This is a genomic window from Pseudomonas sp. P105, from assembly GCF_032614175.1.
GTDB classification, from domain to species: domain Bacteria; phylum Pseudomonadota; class Gammaproteobacteria; order Pseudomonadales; family Pseudomonadaceae; genus Aquipseudomonas; species Aquipseudomonas rhizophila.
The window spans coordinates 4128627-4147999 of the sequence record NZ_CP126693.1 but is presented as its reverse complement, the minus strand read 5'-3'; the positions used below and the strand labels follow the sequence as shown (position 1 = coordinate 4147999).

Sequence of the window (19373 nt, the reverse complement as noted above, 5' to 3'; positions counted from 1 at the left end):
GCGATAGCGATGAGTCAGTTGCATGAGTGTTGACCCACCGCCATCGCGAGCAGGCTCGCTCCCACAAGGGGTTGCAATGAACACAGGCACTGAGGTCATCCGCGACCTAGCTGTTAAACTTGCGGCTCGTCCCGATTCGGCCTGCTGCAATGTTGCTTTCCTGCCTCGACTGGCACCCCCAACCCCGCCTGGAGCTCCTTCATCTGGACTGGCTCGCCCGTGCCGGAATAGAAGTGGCGGTGCTGCGTCTGGACCAGATTGACCCCCTGATCAGCGGCAACAAGTGGTTCAAGCTGGTTCACCATGTGCGCGCTGCCCATGGGGCCGGTGCCAAGGGGATCATGAGCCTGGGCGGTGTCTATTCCAACCATCTGCATGCGCTGGCGGCGGCTGGCAAGCGCTTCGGGTTCCCAACGGTCGGGCTGCTGCGCGGCCATCCCCAGGAAACGCCGACGGTCCTTGACCTCAAAGCGTTCGACATGGATCTGCACTGGCTGGGTTATGGCGGATACCGAGGGCGGCACGCCGCGGATTTCTGGCAACCCTGGCAGGCGCAATACCCGCACCTGCATCCGGTGCCTGAGGGCGGTTCAGGGTTGTCCGGCGCGCAGGGTTGCATGGATTGGGTGGCCGGGGCGCGTGAACAATTGGCGGCGTTGGGCTGGGTGGATTATCACGGCTGGTGGCTGGCCTGCGGTACCGGGACCTCCCTGGCGGGGCTGGTGTTGGCTGAAGCGGGGGAGCACCCGGTCTACGGCGTGTTGGCTGTGCCTGCGGATCACGGCGTGGCGCAGCAGGTCGAAAGCATCGTGGGGCAAGCAGGTCTCTGCAACCCGCGTTATGAGTTGTTCGACGGCAGCCGTGGCGGCTTCGCCCGGGTCGACGCCGAACTCGTCGCCTTCATCCACGCCACTGGCGCCATCGAACTGGAGCCGCTGTATACCGGCAAGGCGTTGATGCTGCTCAAGGCGCGGGTCGAGGCCGGACAGTTTGCCCGTGGCACCCGCTTGATTTTCGTTCACACCGGCGGCTTGCAAGGCCGCCGAGGGTTTGAATAACCAGCGTCAGCCGCGTTTGGGCATCATCCGCAGCAGGGTGTTATCGCGCACGATGTAGTGGTGGTACAGCCCCGCCAGGGCATGCAGGCCAATCAGCCAGTAGCCGATGGTGCCTCCCAACTCATGCCAGCCCTCCAGTTGTTTGGCAAAGTCTTTGTCCTGATCGATCAGCAGCGGCAAGTCGAAACCATAGAACATCACCTGATGCCCTTCGGCACTGGTGATCAGCCACCCCAGCAATGGCATGGCGATCATGAACAGGTACAACGCCCAGTGCATCAGGTGGGCAAGGAAGGTCTGCCAGGCAGGCGAGGCGGGAAAGATGGCTGGAGCCTTCCCCATGCTGCGGGCGAACAGGCGTAGCCAGACCAGCACAAACACGGTCAGGCCGAGCATGAAGTGAGCTTCTTTGATCAGGGTCCGGCCGTCACTGCCTTTGGGGAATATCCCTCGCAGTTCGATGCAGGCATAAACCACGGCCAGTAGAATCAGCATCAGCCAATGCAGGGCGACCGTGACGGTACTGTAGCGGTTTTCCGAGCTTTTCCAGGGCATGCAGGTATCTCCAGTCATCAGGTAGAGCACCGTCTTATGCGGCGTAGTGCTCCTACTGTAAGCCCGTTTTTTCGGGTTCGCTTGAGCCAGATCAGTTTCGCCAGTATGAACAACCCCGATCAATGCATTCACAGGATGGCGGCTGTTGCGCCGCCGCGCGGGAGTAAGCGCCCTGGTCACGCAAGGAGGTCAGGGTGTCAGGTCTGGCGGATTCAGGAGCCAGTCCAATAGCAGCCTTGTGTCATTTTGACCCTGCACCGGTTTCGTTTGTATGGCGGGCTGCCCACCGCCGACATCGCCTACCCCCAGGCACAGCACCGGTCGGTCGGGGTCACCATCGAGAAAGCTCACCAGCACTACGCTGCCGGTCCTCAGGGCGGGCCGCTCATTCAGCGTCAGGCGTGACACCGGCAGCGTGATGCCTTCGTTATCCGGGGTCCACAGGCTGACAGTGACACGGCCGCGGTGATCGGGGCGTGTCGGCTGATCGCCAGGGTCGAGTACGTATGCGAGGTGATAGCCGGGGATGCAGGGTCTTGGATGCTTGAGGGCAGGCCTGAATACGGTGGACCATGGGATGGCCGAAAACCGGTTACGGTAATCGCGGGTCGCCGGTGTGGGCGACAGATTGGTTTCAAGGATGGAAAATTGCCGCCCGCGATGCTGGATATCGGTGATCAGCCACTGGTCGTTGAAAGTGGACTCCGGATGTTCACTGATCTGCACGATATGGCCGCTGCGCAGAAAGGGCTGGTGGCTCTGGCCCTGGATTTCCCGCTGTCGACAGCGCAGCCGCTCAAGTCTGCGGCGGCCGGCCTGGTAGCGATGAGCCAACGTCGGACTGCTGCGTATCGTCTCGTGATTTTCACCTTCGAAGGCGTGATTGGCCGCGCTGTCCCCGGCTTGGCTTGTGTCGCGATCACTGAAGCCGGCCGGCAGGCCATGGGTCATTGCGCAGTGTCGCTGGTACACCTGCCTGATGGCTGGTTGCTGGCCGGGATCAGGGCGCAGGTTCAGTTCGACCGGACGGGCGGGAAAACTTTTCGGGTCTTCGGCGAATACCAGGACATGGCCATGAACGGTGTGTTCGAAGTGGTAATGAATGCCTTCTTCTTCACACAACCGGTGCAGCAACTCCAGATCGCTCTCCTCGTACTGGATACAGAACGGGCGGCACGGGTACTGCCCATGGGGCAGTTCAAAGCGGTAGCTGTGGGCCGGCAGGGCATTGTCTTCCAGCAGTCGATGCAGGATCTGCACAGCGCTGAGCCGGTAGAAAACCCGTCGCCGTGGGCCCTGTTCCAGGCCCTGGAGATACGGCACCAGCGTCAAGCGATAGCCGATGCGCTGTGGGGCATGGCTCGTCACGCCGACGCTGTGCACAACGCCATGCACGCCGGATTCGCCATCGAGGCGCAGGAAGGCAGGCTGGTCCAGCAACGTGTCGGGATTGATCGGCGGCGACAGCCCGATCAATTCAAGGTCGAAACGGTATGGCTGATTAAGCGCTTCGCGACCGTTAAACCTCAGGACTTGCAGGCGCAAATCGCTTTGCGTAAGGGTCAGGCTGAAAGGACTTTCCGATTCGTTGCGCATCGCGGTTCTTACTGGCTGGGGAGATAAGTTCACGAGAGTACGAAACCGCAGGAGGAAAGGGGGCCCCAAATCGCCATTTCAGAAACTCCCTACAGCACGTCGGGGAAATGTTGATTCATCGGCGGTGATTTTTTGGTCGATCAGCCGGTTTAGGCCGTATAAACTTGCGCCACAGCGCCGGCCAGCAGATGTCTCGGCGCGACAGACAAGAGAGTGAGTAATGGGCGCACAGTGGAAGGTTAAACACAAAGAAGCGGCTGCCAACGCCAAGGGCAAGATCTTCGGCAAGCTGGTGAAGGAAATCACCATTGCCGCGCGCAACGGCGCTGACACTGCCACCAATGCGCATCTGCGACTCGTGGTCGAGCAGGCGAAAAAGGCCTCGATGCCCCGCGAGACCCTGGAGCGCGCGATCAAGAAAGGCTCCGGCCAGCTCGGCGAAACCGTGCAGTACCATCGTGTGACCTACGAAGGCTTCGCACCGCATCAGGTGCCGCTGATCGTCGAATGCGTGACCGATAACATCAACCGTACCGTCGCCGAGATTCGCGTTGCGTTTCGCAAGGGCCAACTGGGCGCCTCGGGTTCGGTCGCGTGGGACTTCAACCATGTCGGCATGATCGAAGCCGCCCCGGACAGCCCCGACGCTGATCCGGAAATGGCCGCCATCGAGGCCGGCGCCCAGGATTTCGAACCGGGCGAAGACGGCGCGACGCTGTTCCTCACTGATCCTTCCGACCTGGATGCGGTGCAGAAGGCGCTGCCGGAGCAAGGTTTCACCGTGCTGTCCGCCAAGCTCGGCTACCAGCCGAAAAACCCGGTCAGTGGCCTGACGGACGAGCAAATGGCCGAAGTCGAGGCGTTCCTTGAGGTCCTGGACAATCACGACGACGTGCAGGACATGTTTGTCGGGTTGGCCGGTTAAGCACCACAACCCCCTGTGGCGAGGGAGCCAGTTCCTTCGCCACAGTCGCGCAGTAAGCCTTCAATCTCCTCAAACCCCGGCCGCCCCAGCACCTGCGGCTGACAGCAGCGCGCCTGCAGATCCTGCAACGTTGCCAGTTCCTCAGCATTGAGCCCCGGTTCGATCCGCGCCAGCAATTCCCCCAACAGAATCCCGAATGCTCGCACTTCGATGCGTTGTAACGCACGGGTTTGCACTGTGTCGGCAGTGGCGTGGAAAGACGCCGCGCCAAAGTCGCCCAACAGGCAGTCGCCCTGGTCATTGCACAGAATATTGTGCCCGTACAAATCGCCGTGGGTAATGCCCTGGCGGTGCAGGTGCGCCGCCACCGAGGCGATGCCCAGGGCGATGCGCAAGGCCACGGGAGCGCTGAAACGCAGTGCGTCGGCATACACGTCGCGGGTGCAGGACTCCAGGCTCGGCAGCCCCGCCAGGTTGCGGTAGCTGGGCGCGATCAGGTCCATCACCAGTCCGGCCTGTTGCTCGGGGTGCCCGTTGATCTGGCCCAGCACGTCGATAAGGTTCGGATGACGACCTGCGGTGATGCAGGCGTGCATTTCATGCAATGGCGAGCCGTCGCTGGTCATCTGGCCTTTGTACAGTTTGATCGCGACGTGTCGCGCGACCTGACCCGGTGGTTGCCATAGCGCCTGATGAATCACCCCCGAAGCGCCTTCGCCTAATTGTTGATGCACGTTCAGTTGCGACCAGTCGATGGGCGTCGTCCTCGCCAGGAGGTCGGCGTTGGCCTGGGTTTCCAGCGGGTTGCCGGCATAGGCCAGCCAACTCAGGCTTGGCAACTCGAGCAACCATTGCGGCAGCTCGGTCAATTGGTTGGCGGCGATGCGCAGCAGTTCGAGACGATGGCACTGCCTCAGGCTCGTGGGCAACTGTCGCAATCGGTTGCCGGCCAGCATGAGCTTTTGCAAGTGCGGGCGTTGGCCGAGCTCTTGCGGCAACAGACTGATGCGGTTGTCCGTCAGGATCAGCCAGCGCAATAGCGGAGGGAGGGCAGCGCCGGGCACGCGTTCGATGCGGTTGGCCTTGAAACCGACCATGGTCAATGCCGCGCAGCGACCCAGGCATTCGGGCAATTCAATGAAGTGGTTGTCCGAGCAGAACAACACCCGCAGGTGGGTCAACCGATGCAGATCATCGGGCAGCGCAGTCAATTGGTTGCCGCTGAGATTGAGGACTTCGAGCGAGTCGGCCAGGTCGAGGATTTCCCGGGGGAACTGTGTCAGGCCGCAGGACAGATCCAGCCGTTTGATGCCCGACAGCTGGCCGGCGCGCAGTTGAGCGAGGGTGTGCATGAGAGGTTCGCTGCTGATCAAGGGGCGGGCATCAAGCCCGAAGCCGCACAGTTAACCAATAATCAGTTCAACACAACACCCTGTGGCGAAGGTTTTATCTGTGGGAGCAAGACTTGCCCCCACAAAGTCCCCTCGCCAGCGTCGAAGGTGTCTAGCGCTCGACGCTGCGGTTCCATCGTGCGTTCCAGGCCGGGCGTTGCTCGTTGACCTGGTCCCAATCCACTGCAATCGCCGTTTCCAGGTACTGCTTCATTGCCTCTACCTGGCCGCGGGTTTTGTCAGTGGTCGGTGTGGTGGGGTTGGACGGGATCTGGTCGCCTTCTTCCAGGGCGATGGCCTGGGCTTCGGGTGTCAGCAGGAAGGCGGCGAGCTTTTGCGCCAATTCAGGCTGGGTGTTCTGGGCAATGGCGCACTCAGCGACATTGAGCACCACCGCGCCTTCTTTGGGTTGCGCGTACTCGACCGGCATGCCCTTGAGTTTGAGCGCGGTCACTTGGGTCGGCGTCAACGGGAACAGCGCGGCTTCGTCGGTTTGCAGCATTTCGGAGATCTTCGCTGAGCTGGGGATGTATTCCAGCACGTTGGGTCCGACGGTGTTTGGCCAGGCCTTGAAGCCCGGTTCGACGTCAGTTTCGCTGCCGCCCTGGATCCGGTTGAACATCAGAAAACCGTGCAGGCCGAAGGTCGAGGAAGCCAGGGACTGGAACACCAGTTTGTCCTTGAAGCGCGGATCGGCCATGTCCATCCAGGAGGTGGGCGCACTCCAGCCATTTTCCTTGAACAACCGTGTGTTGTAGGCAAGTCCCGTGACACCGAGGCTGACGGCCACGGCTTGATCCTTGATGCGGCCCTTGGCCGGAATCTGGGCCAGGGGCGGGCTGTCTTCGAGCTTGTCGCACAGCCCCATGGCGATGGCGCGGTACATGATGCCGTCGTCGAGGAACATCACGTGCATTTGCGGGTTGCCTTTACTGGCCTGGACTTTCGCCAGGATGTCGGCGGAGGTGCCGGGCACGATCACCACTTTGACGTTGTTGGCTTTTTCGAAGGCCGGCAAGACCTTGTCGGCGTAAAGCCGCTCCATGGTCCCACCGTTCATACCCAGATAAAGCGTCGGCTCGGCCATCGCCTGGCTGACGGGGAGCAGGGCGCCCAGGCAGGAGAAACCCAGCGAGCAGAAACCGAACAGTGCACTGCGTTTGACGTTATTCATTGGCGCGACCTTCCTCTATCAAGCAACGGAGATGGAGTGAAACCGGGTGATTGAAAACGCATCCAGCGACGTTTTTGACGCGCCGCAGCAGATGATCTCGGTGAGCGCCTGGCCCACCGCGGGACCGATCTGAAAACCTGCGCCGGCAAAGCCGAACGCATGCAACAGGCCGGGTTGGGTGCTGCTGTGGCCGATCACCGGTTGGCGATCGGGCAGGTAACCTTCGGTGCCGCTCCAGGTGCGAATCGCCTGGGCACCTTTCAAAAAAGGGTAGAGCTCGACGGCTTGGCGCAGGATGTCGATCACTGCGTTCTGGCCGGGGCGGGCGCGGGCATTGTCCAGGGCGAAACCTTGGCCGCCCCCCAGCACGCAATTGCCACGGGCGACCTGGCGGGCGTAGATACCGCCGCCCTCCACGCCAGTGCTGGCATCCATCACCAAGGGTAATGGCTCAGTGACCAGCATCGCTGGATGCCCGGCGTGCATCGGCACCGCTTCGCCAAATTGCGCGGCAAAATGGCTCGCCCAGGCGCCCGCGCAGTTCAGCAGCCAGGGGGCCTGAAGCACCAGGCCCGTTTCGGTACGCACACTAAAGTGCTGACCGTCATGCTCCACATGGCTGACTGCGCATTGTTCAAAGACCTGTGCGCCATGCCTGCGGGCCGCCTGGGCAAATGCCGGGGACACCAGTCGCGGATTGGCGTGGCCGTCGTCCGGGCAGAGGGATGCTCCGACTGCAACTGCACCGACCCATGGGAAGCGGGCGCGCAACTGGTCACGGTCCAGCAGTTGCAGATCAAGGCCGAAGCCCTGGCTGTTGGCGGCATAGTCGTGCAGGGCTCGCAAGTCGTCGGGGCTGCGGGCCAATTTCAGGTGACCGCTGCGCTGGTACTCCCCGTCGATGCCGATCAACTGCGGCAACTGGCTCCAGATTTCATGGGCCCGTTGCGACAGCGGCAGTTGTGACAACGGTCGACCCTGGCGCCGCACGCCGCCGTAGTTGACGCCGCTGGAGTGCGAGCCGCAGAAGTCTCGCTCCAGCAATGCCACCCGGCGTCCGGCCTTGCTCAGGAACAGCGCGGCCGAGGCGCCGACGATACCGCCGCCAATGATCACGACATCCACTTCGATCATGGCTCGACCTCCAGGCCAAACGGTACGGGTTTGACCGGTGCCTGTGCCCGCATCCGGCCGATTTCGCCGACCGGACGCCCGCTCTCGCTGGCAATGATTTCCGCCGCTGCCGCGCCGCACATTCTCCCTTGGCAACGCCCCATGCCGACTCGGCAATGGGCCTTGACCCGGTTGATTTCCCAATGGCCTTCACCTACTACCTGGCGGATCTCACCTGCGCTGACTTCTTCGCAGCGGCAGATCATCAGGTCGTCAGCGGCGTGGGCGGCCCAATCCGTGGGAAAGACAAAGGCGTGCTCCAGGCCCTGTCGGAAACGGCCGATGCGTTCCAGGGATTGTTCCAGTTGGGCGCAACGCTGCGGGTCGACCAGGTAGCCGAGGTCTTCGAGCAAGGCCAGGGCCGCACGTTCGCCGGCGATTTCCGCGGCGTCGGCACCCATGATTCCGGCCCCGTCGCCTGCCAGGTAGATCCCCGGCACGCTGCTGCGACCGGCAGGATCACGCTGCGGCAGCCAGGCGCGGTTTAGGGGGCTCCAGGAAAATTCGCAGCCCAGCAGGTCAGCCAGTTGGGTTTCGCTGCGCAAGCCGTGGGCGAAGGCCACCGCGTCGCAGTCGAGCGATTGCAAGCCTTTTGCATTGCGCCACTGCAATGACTGGACGCGCCGTTCTCCGTCGATACGCGACAGGCTCGCACCCTGATGCACAGCAATGCCCCGGCTGCTCAGCCAGGCGCGATAGTAGAGCCCCTTGGCCAGTGTGGCCGGTTGAGCCAGTAGGCCGGGCAGGGCGCGGGCCTGGGCGCTCAAGGGCGAGCTGTCGAGTACCGCGACCACCTTGGCGCCGGCCTTGGCGTATTGATAAGCCACCAGATAAAGCAAAGGGCCGCTGCCGGCGAACACCACCCGTTCGCCGATGGCGCAACCCTGGAACTTCAGGGCGATCTGCGCCGCGCCCAGGCTGTACACACCTGGCAGAGTCCATCCCGGAGCGGGAAGGATTCGGTCAGTGGCGCCCGTTGCGACGATCACGCTGGCGTACTCCAGGCGCGCGGCGCGGCCTTCATGCAAGGTATCCAGCAGGCCCGACTCGGCGTTCCACACCAGTGTGTCTGGCCGGTAATCGAGCTGTTCGCGCAACGCGTCGAAGGTTTGGTGCAGGGCGCTGGCTTTGTGCGCCTCAAAGCCATACAGCTTGGCCGGCGAGCGCTTGAAGTTGGCCGGTTGTTGCCGATAGATCTGTCCGCCACCGCGTGCGGCTTCATCCAGCAGGACGGGGTATACGCCGTGGGCGACCAAGGTCTGGGCGGCGCGGATACCCGCCGGCCCGGCCCCGATGATGACTACCGGTTTCATAGCCACCTCGCAGGCGATGCTGTGGGATTTATGCTGCTATCGCCGCCGCCATCGCGAGCAGGTTCGCTGCCACAGGGGGACGGTGGTGATGCTTGCTGCAAGTCCCCTGTGGCAGCGAGTCTGTTCGCGATGGGGCCATTCCAGACGGCATTGTTCATGGCTGGCGCCCCGGTTCGCGGGTGATCTGCTGGCCGGCTTCAAGTAGCGTCGAGCAGGCGCGCACGCGGCGGCCATCGCCCAGCCGGACCCAGCAATCCTGGCAGGCGCCCATCAGGCAGAAACCGGCCCGGGGCTCGGCGCTGAAGTCGCTGCCGCGCAAGTGTTCACTGCAGGTCAGCACAGCGGTAAGCAGGGTATCGCCCAGCAGACCGATGGCCGGTTTGCCGTCGAGGATAAAGTCCAATGCCGGGCGGTCGCCTTCGGCCAGTCGTTTCAACAGAGCCATGGCGCCCTCATTGTTTGCCCACCAGAACTCGATCCAGGCCATAGACCCGGTCGAGCAGAATCATGGTCAGCGCCGTGAGCGCGATGACCAGCGCCGACACCGCCGCCATCATCGGGTCGATGGATTCGGTGGCGTAGACATACATGCGCACCGGCAGGGTTTGCGTGGCCGGTGAAGTGACGAAGATCGACAAGGTGACCTCGTCGAAGCTGTTGATGAACGCCAGCAACCAGCCTCCTGCTACCCCGGGCAGGATCATCGGCAAGGTGATTTGCCGAAACAGCGTGAAGCGCCCGGCCCCTAGCGATTGCGCGGCCTGCTCGGCGCTGCGGTCCAGGCCGATGGCCGAGGCCAGCACCAGACGCAGTACATACGGTGTAATCACCAGCACATGGGCGAAGATCAGCCAGGTGAAGCTGCCGTTCACGCCCATCAGCGCAAACAGCCGCAGCAACGCCACACCCAGTACCAGGTGTGGAATGATGATCGGCGACAGGAACAGGCCATTGAAAAAATCCCGGCCAGGGAATTCGAGCCGTGTGATCGCCAGCGCCGCCGGCACCGCGATCAACGTCGCCAACGACGCCGCACTGAATGCCAGGATCAGGCTGTTGTAGAACGCATCGATAAAGTCGGCGCGTTCGAACACCGCACGGAACCAGCGCAGGGAAAACGCCGTGGTCGGCAGGCTCAGGGTATTTTCCGGGGTGAAGGCAACAAGACAGACCACCACCAGCGGCGCCATCATGAACACCACCACCAGGGCATGAAACAACAGGGCGAAAGGACCGTTCCTGGACATGACGAGTTACCCCAATGACTTCTTGTAGCGGCCTTCGATCATGCGGTTCCACGACAGCATGATCAGCAGGTTGAGCAGCAGCAGCGCGACGGCAATGGCCGCGCCCATCGGCCAGTTCAGCTCCGACAGGTACTGGTCGTAGATCAGCGTGGCGACCATTTTCAGGCGGCGCCCACCGAGCAGGCCGGGAATGGCGAAGGAACTGGCGGCGAGGCCGAACACGATGAGGGTGCCGGACAAGACGCCGGGCATGATCTGCGGCAGCACGACCTTGCGCATCACCGTCAACTGGCTCGCGCCCAAGGACAGCGCGGCCTGTTCGGCGGCCGGATCGAGCTTTTGCAGCGAGGTCCAGACCGGGATGATCATGAATGGCAGCATCACATGCACCAGGGCGATGACCACGGCAAACGGCGTATAGAGCAGCTTCATCGGTGAGCCGCCGAAGGCTTGCAGCGTCTGGTTGACCAGCCCGTCGGCACCCAGCAGCAGGCTCCAGCCGAAGGCCCGCACCACCACCGAAATCAGCAGCGGCGTGAGAATCAGAATGAGGAAGATCGAGCGCCACGGCGCGCCCATGCGGCTGAGGATATAAGCCTCGGGCACGCCGATCAGCACGCACAAAATAGTGGTGAGTGCGCTGATCCAGAATGTGCGCAAGAAAATCTCGTAATAGTACGGGTCGCTCAGCAGGCTGGCGTAGTGGTCGAGGGTGTAGGCGTCCCCGTCGATGCCCGTGCCGTAGTCGAAGACATTGAACGACAGCACCAACGTCAGCCCCAAGGGAATGACCAGCAGACCCAGGTACCAGGCCAGGGCGGGCGCGGACATCAGATAGCCTTGCCTTCCCCGGCGCATTGCATCGATCAGCTTCATGCCGGCACCTCGTCCACGCTCAGCACCCGCAGCAGCGCCGGATCCCAGTCAAGACCTACCGCCGTGCCTTCGGTCATCGGCGCGCAGCCGTCGTTGCGGCGCACCACGCTGAGCTCGCCCAGGTTGGTCGAGACGCCGTACAGCCATTGGCTGCCGAGAAAGAAGCGGCTGACGATGACGCCTTGCAACCGACCCGAGCCGGCTTGGCACAGATCGATTTTCTCTGGACGCAGGCTCAAGACCAGTGGGCCGTGGCCCTGGCTGCAAGCTTGAACATTGCCCTGGCCGTCGCGCTCGCCGGGCAGCAGGTTGGCTTTACCGACGAAGCCGGAAATGAATTCGGTGCGCGGGTGTTCGTAGAGGGTGTACGGCGCGTCGATCTGAGTGATTCGCCCGGCCTGCATCACCACGACTCGGTCACTGATGGACAGTGCTTCGGATTGGTCGTGGGTCACCATCAATGTGGTGATGCCGACTTCCCGCTGAATGCGGCGGATTTCGTACTGCATCTCCTCGCGCAGGTTGGCGTCGAGATTGGACAGCGGTTCGTCGAGCAGCAGCACTGGCGGTTCGATCACCAGCGCCCGGGCCAGTGCCACGCGCTGGCGCTGGCCGCCCGAGAGTTCCCGCGGGTAGCGCTCGGCGTGCTGGTCCAGACGCACCAGCTTCAGCACCCGATCCACCCGTTGTTGCAGCTCGGCGCCGGGCACTTTGCGCATGCGCAGGCCGAAAGCGACGTTGTCCTTGACGGTCATGTGGGGGAACAGCGCGTAGCTTTGGAACACGACGCCCAGGCCCCGACTGGCGGGCTTGGCATGGGTGATATCGCGACCGTCCAGCAGGATGCGCCCACTGCTGACTTCGACGAAGCCGGCGATCATTTGCAAAGTGGTGGTTTTGCCGCAGCCGGAGGGGCCCAGCAGCGAGACGAATTCGCCTTTTTCCACCGAGAGATGGGTGTCCACCACGGCATCGATGTCGCCGTAACGTTTGCCAAGTCCTTCAAGTTGCACAAAAGCCATGATTGCGCTCCACCTGAGATTGTTATGCGTCGCCACAAGGCGCGCTTTTTTGTATGGGCAGATACGAAGGGATGCTGCGGGGTGCGTTGGCGCTCGACGTCAAGTCGGCTGCCGCTGTTGTTCGAATCGCCCCTGTATGGACGCAGAGTAGGACGAAGAATAGGATGGGCTCAATGGACTATTTCACTGAGACGATGACTATTTTCATTTTCCTTCAGTGAGTAAATTTAACCAGCGAGAAACTTCATGTCTGATTCCACTGATCGGAATATCGAAAAAAACGAAGTCGGGGTCGGCGCGGTCTCTCGACTGTTTGCCGTGTTGCGCAGCCTGGGTGACACCGTCGAGGGCGGGGAGCGGGTCACGCAACTGGCTCAGCGCATCGGTCTGTCTCAACCCACCACACATCGCATGCTGCGCAGCCTGATGGACGAGGGCATGGTCGAGCAGGACGCGCGCAGCAAACGCTATCGCCTGAGCCTGGACTTCTTTGCCTTGGCCGCGCGTGCCGGGAACACCGGCAACCTGCGTGAGTTGACGCGCCCTGCCATGTTGCGGCTGTCGGCGTCCCTGGGGGATTCGTTGTTTCTGCTGGCGCGCAGTGGTTTCGATGCGATCTGTCTGGACCGCAGTGAAGGTCCTTTCCCGATCCGCACATTCACCGGCGACATAGGCGGTCGCGTGGCGTTGGGCGTGGGGCAGGGCAGCCTGGCGATCCTGGCATTCCTGCCGGAAGAAGAGCGCGACACGGTGATCCAGTACAACCTGCCACGGCTCAAGGATTTTCATTTGTACGATGAAGTCTTCCTGCGCACGGAAGTGGAGAGCGTGCGCGCGCTGGGCTACGCCGGACGCAACACCGGGGTGTTGCAAGGCATGGCCGGGGTGGCTGTGCCAATCCTGGACCGGGAGGGCCGCGCCGTGGCGGCGTTGAGCGTGGCGACCGTGAGTGATCGATTGGGGCCCGACCGGCTGCCGACGGTGGTGGAAATGCTCAAGCGCGAGGCCGCCCTGATCGGACCGCGAGTCAACCCGTTCGACCCGCTGCTGCGCAGACCTTCGCAGGTGTTTGGGCAGGGTTGAATTTCACGGGCATCCCCGCTCCCACAGGGGGCTGCAGCGCTCAGAAATTCAGGGTTTGCTTGAGCTTTTGCGCCGCTGGCGTATCGCTGGGTATGACCATCGCATAGTTGTATCCCGGCCCGGACCAATACTCGGCTTGCAACTCGCCGTCACGACGGCTGCCGCGCGGTAGCAGGAAATTTTTCGGGCCTGGCGGACGCACGTAGAAGCTGATCTTCTGGCCGCTCGGGTCCTGATAAACCACCATCGCCGCCGCCCCTTGCTCGGTGCTCAGCAATCGTCCGCTGACCGGTTTGAAACCTGCAGCCGACAGATCTGGCAGGCGGTCGGCCCGGGTGAAGTAACGGTCGAGCCAGCCTTGCATGGTGCTCTCATCGCCGCCTTGGTAATCGGCCTGCAGGATGCCTTGCTGGGCAAACAATCGATACGCCTGCAAGGCGTCGCTCATGGGCAGCATAGCGCTGACGAGCGTCATCTCCCGGGCCTTCCAGCCGCTCAAACCGCCGACACTGACGGCCAACACCAACACTGCCGCGCTGGCCAGATGGCGATGGAACCGATGTTTCAGGCGTTGGCGGATCGCTGTCGGGTCGAGGTCCGGATTAGGCGCGTGTTGCAGGCCTGCGTTCAGGGCCGCGCGCAAGTGTTGTGCGTCCTGTTGCCAGGCCTGGACCCGGGCGGCGACTTCCGGGTGATTGGCCAGGTAGTTTTCCATCAGACGCTGGTCGGCTTCGCTCAGTTGACGATCGACGAAGGCGTGCAGGTCGTTGTCGCTGGGGGGCATGCTGATCATTTGAGTATCCGCAGGGCAGGGCGGGTGATTTCGCCGTCGCTGAGTTGGCGCAGGGCCTGGCGGGCGCGGGATAGGCGCGACATCACGGTGCCGGTCGGCACGTCGAGGATGTCGGCCACTTGTTGGTAGCTCAAGCCTTCCACCGACACCCACAGCAACAGCGCACGTTGTTCGGTCGTCAGTCGATCGAAAGCCTCGAGGGACGATTGGGCGATCACGCTGCGCTCGGCTGAAGGGTGAGCATCATCGCGACCGGTGAAAAATTCCAGCATGCGTGCATAGCGTCGGGAACGACGATGGCTATCGAGAAACTGTCGATAAAGAATCGAAAACAGCCAGGCCCGAAGGTCACCATCGGCCCGTTTGTCATTCCATTTTGACAATGCCCGCTCCAGGCACGCTTGCACCAGGTCGTCAGCATTGCTGGGGTTGCGCGTCAACGACACGGCAAAACGCCGTAGTCGGGGGATGAGCGTGCGCAACTGTTCGTCGAGTTCGTTCATGGCTGTGCTTCTTTGGCAGTCACTGCGCCGGGAGTGGAAAGACGACTCGCGAAAGAGATTATTCCAGCCTGGGAAAAATAAATACGAAGTGTGGGAATAAAACCCTCTGGCTTTCGTCTGACGGGTCCTTTAGTACAAACGGCCTTGGGCCTTGGAGCTTCGTCATGGTTGACCCTTCCTTTGAACCGAGCCGGCCGCCGTTGAGTGCCGCCAGCCTGGCGCTGCGCCTGACCGGCATTGCTGTGATTGTTGCCGCGTTGGCCGGGACATTTGCCTACGTCAACGGAACCCTTGACCCACAACGCCTGACACCGAATGCGCTGGTCAACGTGCTGGAAAAGAACAACGGTGTGCACCCGGGCTTTCGTCGCAATCACTCCAAAGGGGTTTGCGTTGCGGGCTATTTCCAAAGCAGCGGTGAGGCTCGCCCCTATTCCAGTGCCCAAGTCTTCCTGGAGGCGCGCACGCCGGTCGTCGGGCGGTTTGCCTTGCCCAGCGGCAACCCCTACGCGCCGGACAACAGCGTGCCGATCCGCAGCCTGGCGCTGCGCTTCACCCAAGCCAACGGGCAGCAGTGGCGTACCGGCATGAACAGCATGCCGGTGTTTCCGGTGGGCACGCCCGAAGCGTTCTATCAGTTGCAACAGGCACAATCGCCGGATCCGGCCACGGGCAAACCCAACCCTGCGGCCGTACCCGCCTTCTTTGCCGCGCACCCGGAAGCCAAACCGTTCCTGCAATGGATCAAGACGGCCAGGCCATCGGCCAGCTATGCCACCGAAACCTACAACGGCATCAATGCGTTCTATCTGGTCAATCCTGCGGGACAACGCCAGGCGGTGCGGTGGGGCGTGGTGCCAGTGGCTTCGGATGGCACGGACGTGACGCCACCCCAGGGCGCTGACTTTCTGGAACAGGATCTGGTCAAGCGCCTGGCTGCGGGGCCGTTGCGCTGGCAGCTGAATATCACGTTGGCCAATCCGGGCGATCCGGTGAACGATGCCAGCAAAGCCTGGCCCGAAGATCGAACGGTGCTCAACGCCGGTACGCTGGTGCTGGAGCGCACCCAGTCACAGGACGACGGCGAATGCCGCGACATCAACTATGACCCGCTGATTCTGCCGAGCGGCATCGAAGGTTCAGATGACCCGCTTTTGGCGGCGCGCTCTGCCGCGTATGCCAGTTCGTACTTGCGGCGCACCAGCGAAGTCAGTCAATTGCCCGCCAACCAGGAGTCCCGCCCATGAGCGCCCCTCGACACTTCGCACCGCTGGCTCGACTGCTGCACTGGTTGATGGCATTGATGGTCATTGCCATGCTCTTTATCGGCGCGGGCATGGTGGCCTCGGTGTCCGAGCGCCATGAATGGCTGCTTCAGTTGCACAAACCCTTGGGCATCGCGATTTTGCTGCTGGTGATCGTACGCCTGGTGGTGCGCTTTACGACACGCCAACCACCATTGCCGGCCGATCTGCCAGGCTGGCAGGCGTTGGCGGCCAAGGCGTCCCATGCTCTGTTGTATGCCTTGATGTTGATTCTGCCCCTGTTGGGCTGGGGCATGATTTCAGCGGCGGGAGACCCGGTGATGCTCAGCAGCTCCCTGCAATTGCCTTCCATCGTACCGGCGGATGCCCAGACTTTCGCACTGTTGCGCAAGGCCCACGGCTACCTGGCTTATCTATTGTTCCTGACCGTGCTGGTGCATCTGGCGGCGGCATTGTTTCATGGTTGGGTGCGTCGGGATGAGGTGTTGGACAGTATGTTGCGAGGACGGGATTGAAGTCCCCGCTACCTGTCGACAAACGATAACTTGTGGCGAGGGAATGAATCCCTCGCCACCGAGTGCCCACCACGGGGAGGGCGTTGGATGATGGAGCGTTAGCGCAGCTCGTCGACCATGTCCGCTATGGTGCTCAATACATCCTTGCCCAGTTGCATCGAACGCTTGCCGGACCAGCCGGTGCGAGGATCCGGGTGGTCGTCATGATCCTTGAACGGCATCTCCAGGGTCAGGGACAGGCAGTCGTATTTCTGGCCGACTGCGTTACAGGCCAGGGTCATGTTGGCCAGGCCCGGTGCGTCGCGGGTGTAGCCGTGAGCGGTCTGAAAGTCTTTGGTCTGGTGCTTGAGATCGCTGCGAAAGCGCTCTTCGAGTTCGGCAATGCGTGGCGTGTAGCCGGGGTTGCCTTCGCAACCGGCAGTGAAGACGTGAGGGATTTCCTCGTCACCGTGAACGTCCAGGAACAAATCTACGCCGTATTTTTCCATTTGCTGCTGTACGAAAAATACCTCAGGACTGATTTCCGGACTGGCGTTCTGCCAAGCGCGGTTGAGATCCTGACCCATGGCATTGGTACGCAGATGGCCGTGGAAGGCACCGTCAGGATTCATGTTGGGCACCAGATACAGATCGGCCTTGGCAAGCAGTCGGTTCAAGCGCGTGTCGTCCTGATGCTGCAGGCGTTCGATCACGCCCTCCATGAACCACTCGGCCATGTGCTCGCCGGGATGCTGCTGGGCGATGATCCAGACTTTGCGTCGACCTTCGGCACCGCTGCCCTTGCGCAGTAGTTGAATGTCGCGGCCTTCCACGCTTTTGCCGACGGCCAGCAGTTCGGTCCCGGCCTTGTGCAGCGCCTGCTCGATCAACCAGTCGTGACGACCACGGCTGTAGGGTTCGAAATAGGCAAACCAGGCATGGGACTGTTCGGCTTCCAGGTGAAAGCGCAGGGCGTCGCCTTCGAACTGTGTGGGAATACGGAACCAGTTGACGTGATCATAAGAGGCAACGGCCTGGTAACCCGTCCATGCCTTGTTGTAGGACGATTGACTGGCATTGAGCAAACGAAAGGAATATTCCTGACCGACATGCAAGCCACTGGCCTTGAAGTGGAACCACTGGAAGTGGGCGCTACGGGTGTCGGGTCTGATCTTCAGCAGTGATTGCAAAGGATTGCTGATGTCGACGATCTCGATGTTGCCGCTGTCGAAATTGGCGCTGATATCAAAGGAAGATTTAGCCACGGTCACGATTCCTGTGATGGATTTTATGACCGTTACTTTACACGCAAGGAGGAGGATGTCGGGACGATTTGCGTGACAGAAAAGAGGGGGCGTCCTCCCTGGACGCTATTGGAGCTTAGTGAGTCCGCGATTGATTCTCAAGTGCTGCCTGTCGATAGTTTTCGTCGGTATGGCGTGGAGTGCTTGAAAAGGGATATTCATTTGCTATCATCGCCGCCATCGAATGAGCGACACCCAAAAGACTTCATTAGCCTGAAGCCATAAGCCGAAAAATCGGCAAAAAAAGACCCGGCAAAAAGCCGGGTCAAAAACCGTGATTAGCCTGATGAGGAGATATTCCAGAAGTCCGACCTAAGGTCTTCTGGCCTATCGACTGATCTCGCGACCAGCTGATGCAATAATAATCATTATCATTTGCAAGTCAAATGTTTTTATCCTGCCTATTGGAAAATATTTTCCTGGTCCCGCATTCGCGGTGCCATTCCCAAGTGTTACGCCTAGCGAGTAGGGTAGCCATCCAGTGACCGGTCAAGCATCACCTTGACCAGATCAATCATATGCACCACTGAAAAAGCCAGGTCGCGGCTCGACCCTTGTAGTCGGCTGGCGGATTCTTGGGCGGTGGCGGCCGCACAGCGCAGCAGGTCGCAAGCATGAACCAAGGCCTCTTCTGCGCTGATGTTGCGGTTTACGTCGAAGAAGCGATGTTCTGCAGGCGCTTGCGACATACCCGGTTTCAAGTAGTAGTCCAGAGCGCGTTGGGCCGCCGGGCAGTCCTTCAGCGAGGTGAGTGTACTGTCGAAAGGGCGGGTGGGCTCATCGTTGTTGAGTCTGTCCATGGTGTCTAGATTCTCCGTGTAGGGGCTGAAATCCTGAATCCAGAATAGTACCTATCGTAATTGTGACGATAATTTAAATACTACATTTTGTGTTTTGATGGTCGGAGTCAGCCAAGTATCGTGCCGCTCATGGATAAATGGATAGAGTTGGTCAAGGCCAAGATGAAGGAGCTGCGCATCACGCAAGTGGTGCTCGCAGAACGTTTGGGGATGTCCCAGGGCGGCGTCGGCCATTGGCTGACCAAGCGCCGGCAACCCAGTGTCGACGACATGAACCGGGTCCTGCGGGAGCTGGGGCTGGAGTTTCTGGAAGTGGCGATGGTGATCCGCGAGCCGGACACCTCCACCGAGGAAGGCATGGCCCTGGCGCAGAAGTACAATCCGTACTTCCGCTACCCGGTAAGTGATTGGAGCGAGGTAGGCGGGATTCGCGAAGGCGATCTGGCGTCCTACAGCCAGGCGCGCTATGAGCTGACTGACTATCACGCTCAGGGGGACGCATTCTGGCTCGTGGTGGTGGGAGATGCGATGACGTCACCCAGCGGGTTGAGCATTCCCGAGGGTATGTCGATCCTGGTGGACCCGGCCATTGACGCGGTGCCAGGCAAACTGGTGGTTGCCCAATTGCCTGACAGCAGTGACGCCACCTTTCGCAAGTTGATTGAAGAGAGCGGGCAGCGTTACCTGGTCCCGCTCAATCCCACCTACCCGAAAACCCTGTACACCGAGCAATGCCGCATCATCGGTGTGGTCGTGCAGGCCACCATCAGGTTCTGACTGGGTCGGCCCGTGGGAGCGGGC

Annotated in this window: 20 protein-coding genes; 6 read left to right on the top strand and 14 right to left on the bottom strand. The window is 61.4% G+C overall.

The genetic code is table 11. The features are described from left to right. Positions 1-149 precede the first annotated feature (149 nt). Positions 150-1058 carry a 1-aminocyclopropane-1-carboxylate deaminase/D-cysteine desulfhydrase gene (locus QOM08_RS18530; RefSeq protein ID WP_139049595.1) on the top strand — a complete coding sequence of 303 codons (909 nt, stop codon included), beginning with the start codon at positions 150-152 and terminating at the stop codon, positions 1056-1058. A gap of 6 nt (positions 1059-1064) precedes the next feature. On the opposite strand, the gene QOM08_RS18525 is transcribed toward QOM08_RS18530, so the two are convergent. Both QOM08_RS18525 and QOM08_RS18520 read right to left on the bottom strand, forming a co-directional pair. Beyond that, the gene (locus tag QOM08_RS18525) at positions 1065-1613 is read right to left on the bottom strand and encodes a cytochrome b (RefSeq protein ID WP_139049596.1); all 549 of its coding nucleotides are present in this window, start codon (positions 1611-1613) and stop codon (positions 1065-1067) included. 189 nt (positions 1614-1802) lie between these two features. Then, positions 1803-3209 carry a type VI secretion system Vgr family protein gene (locus tag QOM08_RS18520; RefSeq protein ID WP_316911966.1) on the bottom strand — a complete coding sequence of 469 codons (1407 nt, stop codon included), beginning with the start codon at positions 3207-3209 and terminating at the stop codon, positions 1803-1805. Between the two features lie 220 nt (positions 3210-3429). Between QOM08_RS18520 and QOM08_RS18515 the strand changes: the two genes are divergently transcribed. Beyond that, entirely contained in the window at positions 3430-4134 is a 705-nt protein-coding gene (locus QOM08_RS18515) for a YebC/PmpR family DNA-binding transcriptional regulator (RefSeq protein WP_316911965.1), read from the top strand. On the opposite strand, the gene QOM08_RS18510 is transcribed toward QOM08_RS18515, so the two are convergent. The 8 genes from QOM08_RS18510 to QOM08_RS18475 form a co-directional block, all read right to left on the bottom strand. Beyond that, positions 4131-5486, bottom strand: coding sequence for a leucine-rich repeat-containing protein kinase family protein (locus QOM08_RS18510; RefSeq protein WP_316911964.1), 1356 nt, complete (start codon positions 5484-5486; stop codon positions 4131-4133). The two genes, QOM08_RS18515 and QOM08_RS18510, sit on opposite strands and share 4 nt — an antisense overlap. A gap of 151 nt (positions 5487-5637) precedes the next feature. Next, positions 5638-6699 carry an ABC transporter substrate-binding protein gene (locus tag QOM08_RS18505; RefSeq protein WP_047228486.1) on the bottom strand — a complete coding sequence of 354 codons (1062 nt, stop codon included), beginning with the start codon at positions 6697-6699 and terminating at the stop codon, positions 5638-5640. Positions 6700-6717: 18 nt separating this feature from the next. Further along, positions 6718-7833, bottom strand: a complete 1116-nt coding sequence (locus QOM08_RS18500) for an FAD-dependent oxidoreductase (protein ID WP_316911963.1) — start codon at positions 7831-7833, stop codon at positions 6718-6720. Then, entirely contained in the window at positions 7830-9185 is a 1356-nt protein-coding gene (locus QOM08_RS18495) for an FAD/NAD(P)-binding oxidoreductase (protein ID WP_316911962.1), read from the bottom strand. Before QOM08_RS18495 ends, QOM08_RS18500 begins: the two co-directional genes overlap by 4 nt. Before the next feature lie 154 nt (positions 9186-9339). Further along, positions 9340-9630 carry a (2Fe-2S)-binding protein gene (locus QOM08_RS18490; RefSeq protein ID WP_047228483.1) on the bottom strand — a complete coding sequence of 97 codons (291 nt, stop codon included), beginning with the start codon at positions 9628-9630 and terminating at the stop codon, positions 9340-9342. Between the two features lie 7 nt (positions 9631-9637). Continuing rightward, a complete protein-coding gene (locus tag QOM08_RS18485; protein WP_047228482.1) occupies positions 9638-10432 on the bottom strand; it encodes an ABC transporter permease in 795 nt (264 codons plus the stop codon). A 6-nt stretch (positions 10433-10438) separates the two neighbouring features. Next, the gene (locus QOM08_RS18480) at positions 10439-11308 is read right to left on the bottom strand and encodes an ABC transporter permease (protein ID WP_047228481.1); all 870 of its coding nucleotides are present in this window, start codon (positions 11306-11308) and stop codon (positions 10439-10441) included. Further along, positions 11305-12330: an ABC transporter ATP-binding protein gene (locus QOM08_RS18475; protein WP_316911961.1), complete on the bottom strand. Its 1026-nt coding sequence runs from the start codon at positions 12328-12330 to the stop codon at positions 11305-11307. The genes QOM08_RS18480 and QOM08_RS18475 overlap by 4 nt, the downstream gene beginning before the upstream one ends. A 246-nt stretch (positions 12331-12576) precedes the next feature. Here QOM08_RS18475 and QOM08_RS18470 point away from each other — a divergent pair, with 246 nt between their 5' ends. Continuing rightward, the gene (locus tag QOM08_RS18470; protein WP_107322284.1) at positions 12577-13413 is read left to right on the top strand and encodes an IclR family transcriptional regulator; all 837 of its coding nucleotides are present in this window, start codon (positions 12577-12579) and stop codon (positions 13411-13413) included. 40 nt (positions 13414-13453) lie between these two features. Here QOM08_RS18470 and QOM08_RS18465 read toward each other — a convergent pair whose 3' ends face one another. After that, positions 13454-14206, bottom strand: coding sequence for an anti-sigma factor family protein (locus tag QOM08_RS18465; protein WP_139049604.1), 753 nt, complete (start codon positions 14204-14206; stop codon positions 13454-13456). Beyond that, a complete protein-coding gene (locus tag QOM08_RS18460) occupies positions 14203-14709 on the bottom strand; it encodes a sigma-70 family RNA polymerase sigma factor (RefSeq protein WP_047228477.1) in 507 nt (168 codons plus the stop codon). The genes QOM08_RS18465 and QOM08_RS18460 overlap by 4 nt, the downstream gene beginning before the upstream one ends. A gap of 164 nt (positions 14710-14873) precedes the next feature. Here QOM08_RS18460 and QOM08_RS18455 point away from each other — a divergent pair, with 164 nt between their 5' ends. Together QOM08_RS18455 and QOM08_RS18450 are read left to right on the top strand one after the other, a co-directional pair. Next, on the top strand, positions 14874-15956 hold the full coding sequence (locus QOM08_RS18455; RefSeq protein ID WP_047228476.1) for a catalase family peroxidase: 1083 nt from the start codon (positions 14874-14876) through the stop codon (positions 15954-15956). Further along, complete coding sequence (locus QOM08_RS18450) at positions 15953-16489, top strand: cytochrome b (RefSeq protein WP_047228475.1); 537 nt, start codon at positions 15953-15955, stop codon at positions 16487-16489. The genes QOM08_RS18455 and QOM08_RS18450 overlap by 4 nt, the downstream gene beginning before the upstream one ends. A gap of 98 nt (positions 16490-16587) precedes the next feature. Here QOM08_RS18450 and QOM08_RS18445 read toward each other — a convergent pair whose 3' ends face one another. Together QOM08_RS18445 and QOM08_RS18440 are read right to left on the bottom strand one after the other, a co-directional pair. Next, positions 16588-17739 carry a M14-type cytosolic carboxypeptidase gene (locus QOM08_RS18445; protein WP_047228474.1) on the bottom strand — a complete coding sequence of 384 codons (1152 nt, stop codon included), beginning with the start codon at positions 17737-17739 and terminating at the stop codon, positions 16588-16590. A gap of 491 nt (positions 17740-18230) precedes the next feature. Beyond that, entirely contained in the window at positions 18231-18572 is a 342-nt protein-coding gene (locus QOM08_RS18440; RefSeq protein ID WP_316911960.1) for a DUF6124 family protein, read from the bottom strand. A gap of 129 nt (positions 18573-18701) precedes the next feature. Between QOM08_RS18440 and QOM08_RS18435 the strand changes: the two genes are divergently transcribed. Further along, positions 18702-19349 (top strand): LexA family protein, encoded by a 648-nt coding sequence (locus QOM08_RS18435; protein WP_107322285.1) that lies wholly within the window; start codon positions 18702-18704, stop codon positions 19347-19349. The last annotated feature ends 24 nt before the right edge of the window (positions 19350-19373 follow it).

What these genes read in the sequence shown, in the direction of transcription:
- QOM08_RS18530 (WP_139049595.1), top strand. Translation starts at nt 150, where the DNA reads ATGTTGCTTTCCTGCCTCGACTGGCACCCCCAACCCCGCCTGGAGCTC.
- QOM08_RS18525 (WP_139049596.1), bottom strand. Translation starts at nt 1,613, where the DNA reads ATGCCCTGGAAAAGCTCGGAAAACCGCTACAGTACCGTCACGGTCGCC.
- QOM08_RS18490 (WP_047228483.1), bottom strand. Translation starts at nt 9,630, where the DNA reads ATGGCTCTGTTGAAACGACTGGCCGAAGGCGACCGCCCGGCATTGGAC.
- QOM08_RS18510 (WP_316911964.1), bottom strand. Translation starts at nt 5,486, where the DNA reads ATGCACACCCTCGCTCAACTGCGCGCCGGCCAGCTGTCGGGCATCAAA.
- QOM08_RS18450 (WP_047228475.1), top strand. Translation starts at nt 15,953, where the DNA reads ATGAGCGCCCCTCGACACTTCGCACCGCTGGCTCGACTGCTGCACTGG.
- QOM08_RS18505 (WP_047228486.1), bottom strand. Translation starts at nt 6,699, where the DNA reads ATGAATAACGTCAAACGCAGTGCACTGTTCGGTTTCTGCTCGCTGGGT.
- QOM08_RS18475 (WP_316911961.1), bottom strand. Translation starts at nt 12,330, where the DNA reads ATGGCTTTTGTGCAACTTGAAGGACTTGGCAAACGTTACGGCGACATC.
- QOM08_RS18495 (WP_316911962.1), bottom strand. Translation starts at nt 9,185, where the DNA reads ATGAAACCGGTAGTCATCATCGGGGCCGGGCCGGCGGGTATCCGCGCC.
- QOM08_RS18470 (WP_107322284.1), top strand. Translation starts at nt 12,577, where the DNA reads ATGTCTGATTCCACTGATCGGAATATCGAAAAAAACGAAGTCGGGGTC.
- QOM08_RS18515 (WP_316911965.1), top strand. Translation starts at nt 3,430, where the DNA reads ATGGGCGCACAGTGGAAGGTTAAACACAAAGAAGCGGCTGCCAACGCC.
- QOM08_RS18460 (WP_047228477.1), bottom strand. Translation starts at nt 14,709, where the DNA reads ATGAACGAACTCGACGAACAGTTGCGCACGCTCATCCCCCGACTACGG.
- QOM08_RS18520 (WP_316911966.1), bottom strand. Translation starts at nt 3,209, where the DNA reads ATGCGCAACGAATCGGAAAGTCCTTTCAGCCTGACCCTTACGCAAAGC.
- QOM08_RS18500 (WP_316911963.1), bottom strand. Translation starts at nt 7,833, where the DNA reads ATGATCGAAGTGGATGTCGTGATCATTGGCGGCGGTATCGTCGGCGCC.
- QOM08_RS18465 (WP_139049604.1), bottom strand. Translation starts at nt 14,206, where the DNA reads ATGATCAGCATGCCCCCCAGCGACAACGACCTGCACGCCTTCGTCGAT.
- QOM08_RS18440 (WP_316911960.1), bottom strand. Translation starts at nt 18,572, where the DNA reads ATGGACAGACTCAACAACGATGAGCCCACCCGCCCTTTCGACAGTACA.
- QOM08_RS18480 (WP_047228481.1), bottom strand. Translation starts at nt 11,308, where the DNA reads ATGAAGCTGATCGATGCAATGCGCCGGGGAAGGCAAGGCTATCTGATG.
- QOM08_RS18455 (WP_047228476.1), top strand. Translation starts at nt 14,874, where the DNA reads ATGGTTGACCCTTCCTTTGAACCGAGCCGGCCGCCGTTGAGTGCCGCC.
- QOM08_RS18485 (WP_047228482.1), bottom strand. Translation starts at nt 10,432, where the DNA reads ATGTCCAGGAACGGTCCTTTCGCCCTGTTGTTTCATGCCCTGGTGGTG.
- QOM08_RS18435 (WP_107322285.1), top strand. Translation starts at nt 18,702, where the DNA reads ATGGATAAATGGATAGAGTTGGTCAAGGCCAAGATGAAGGAGCTGCGC.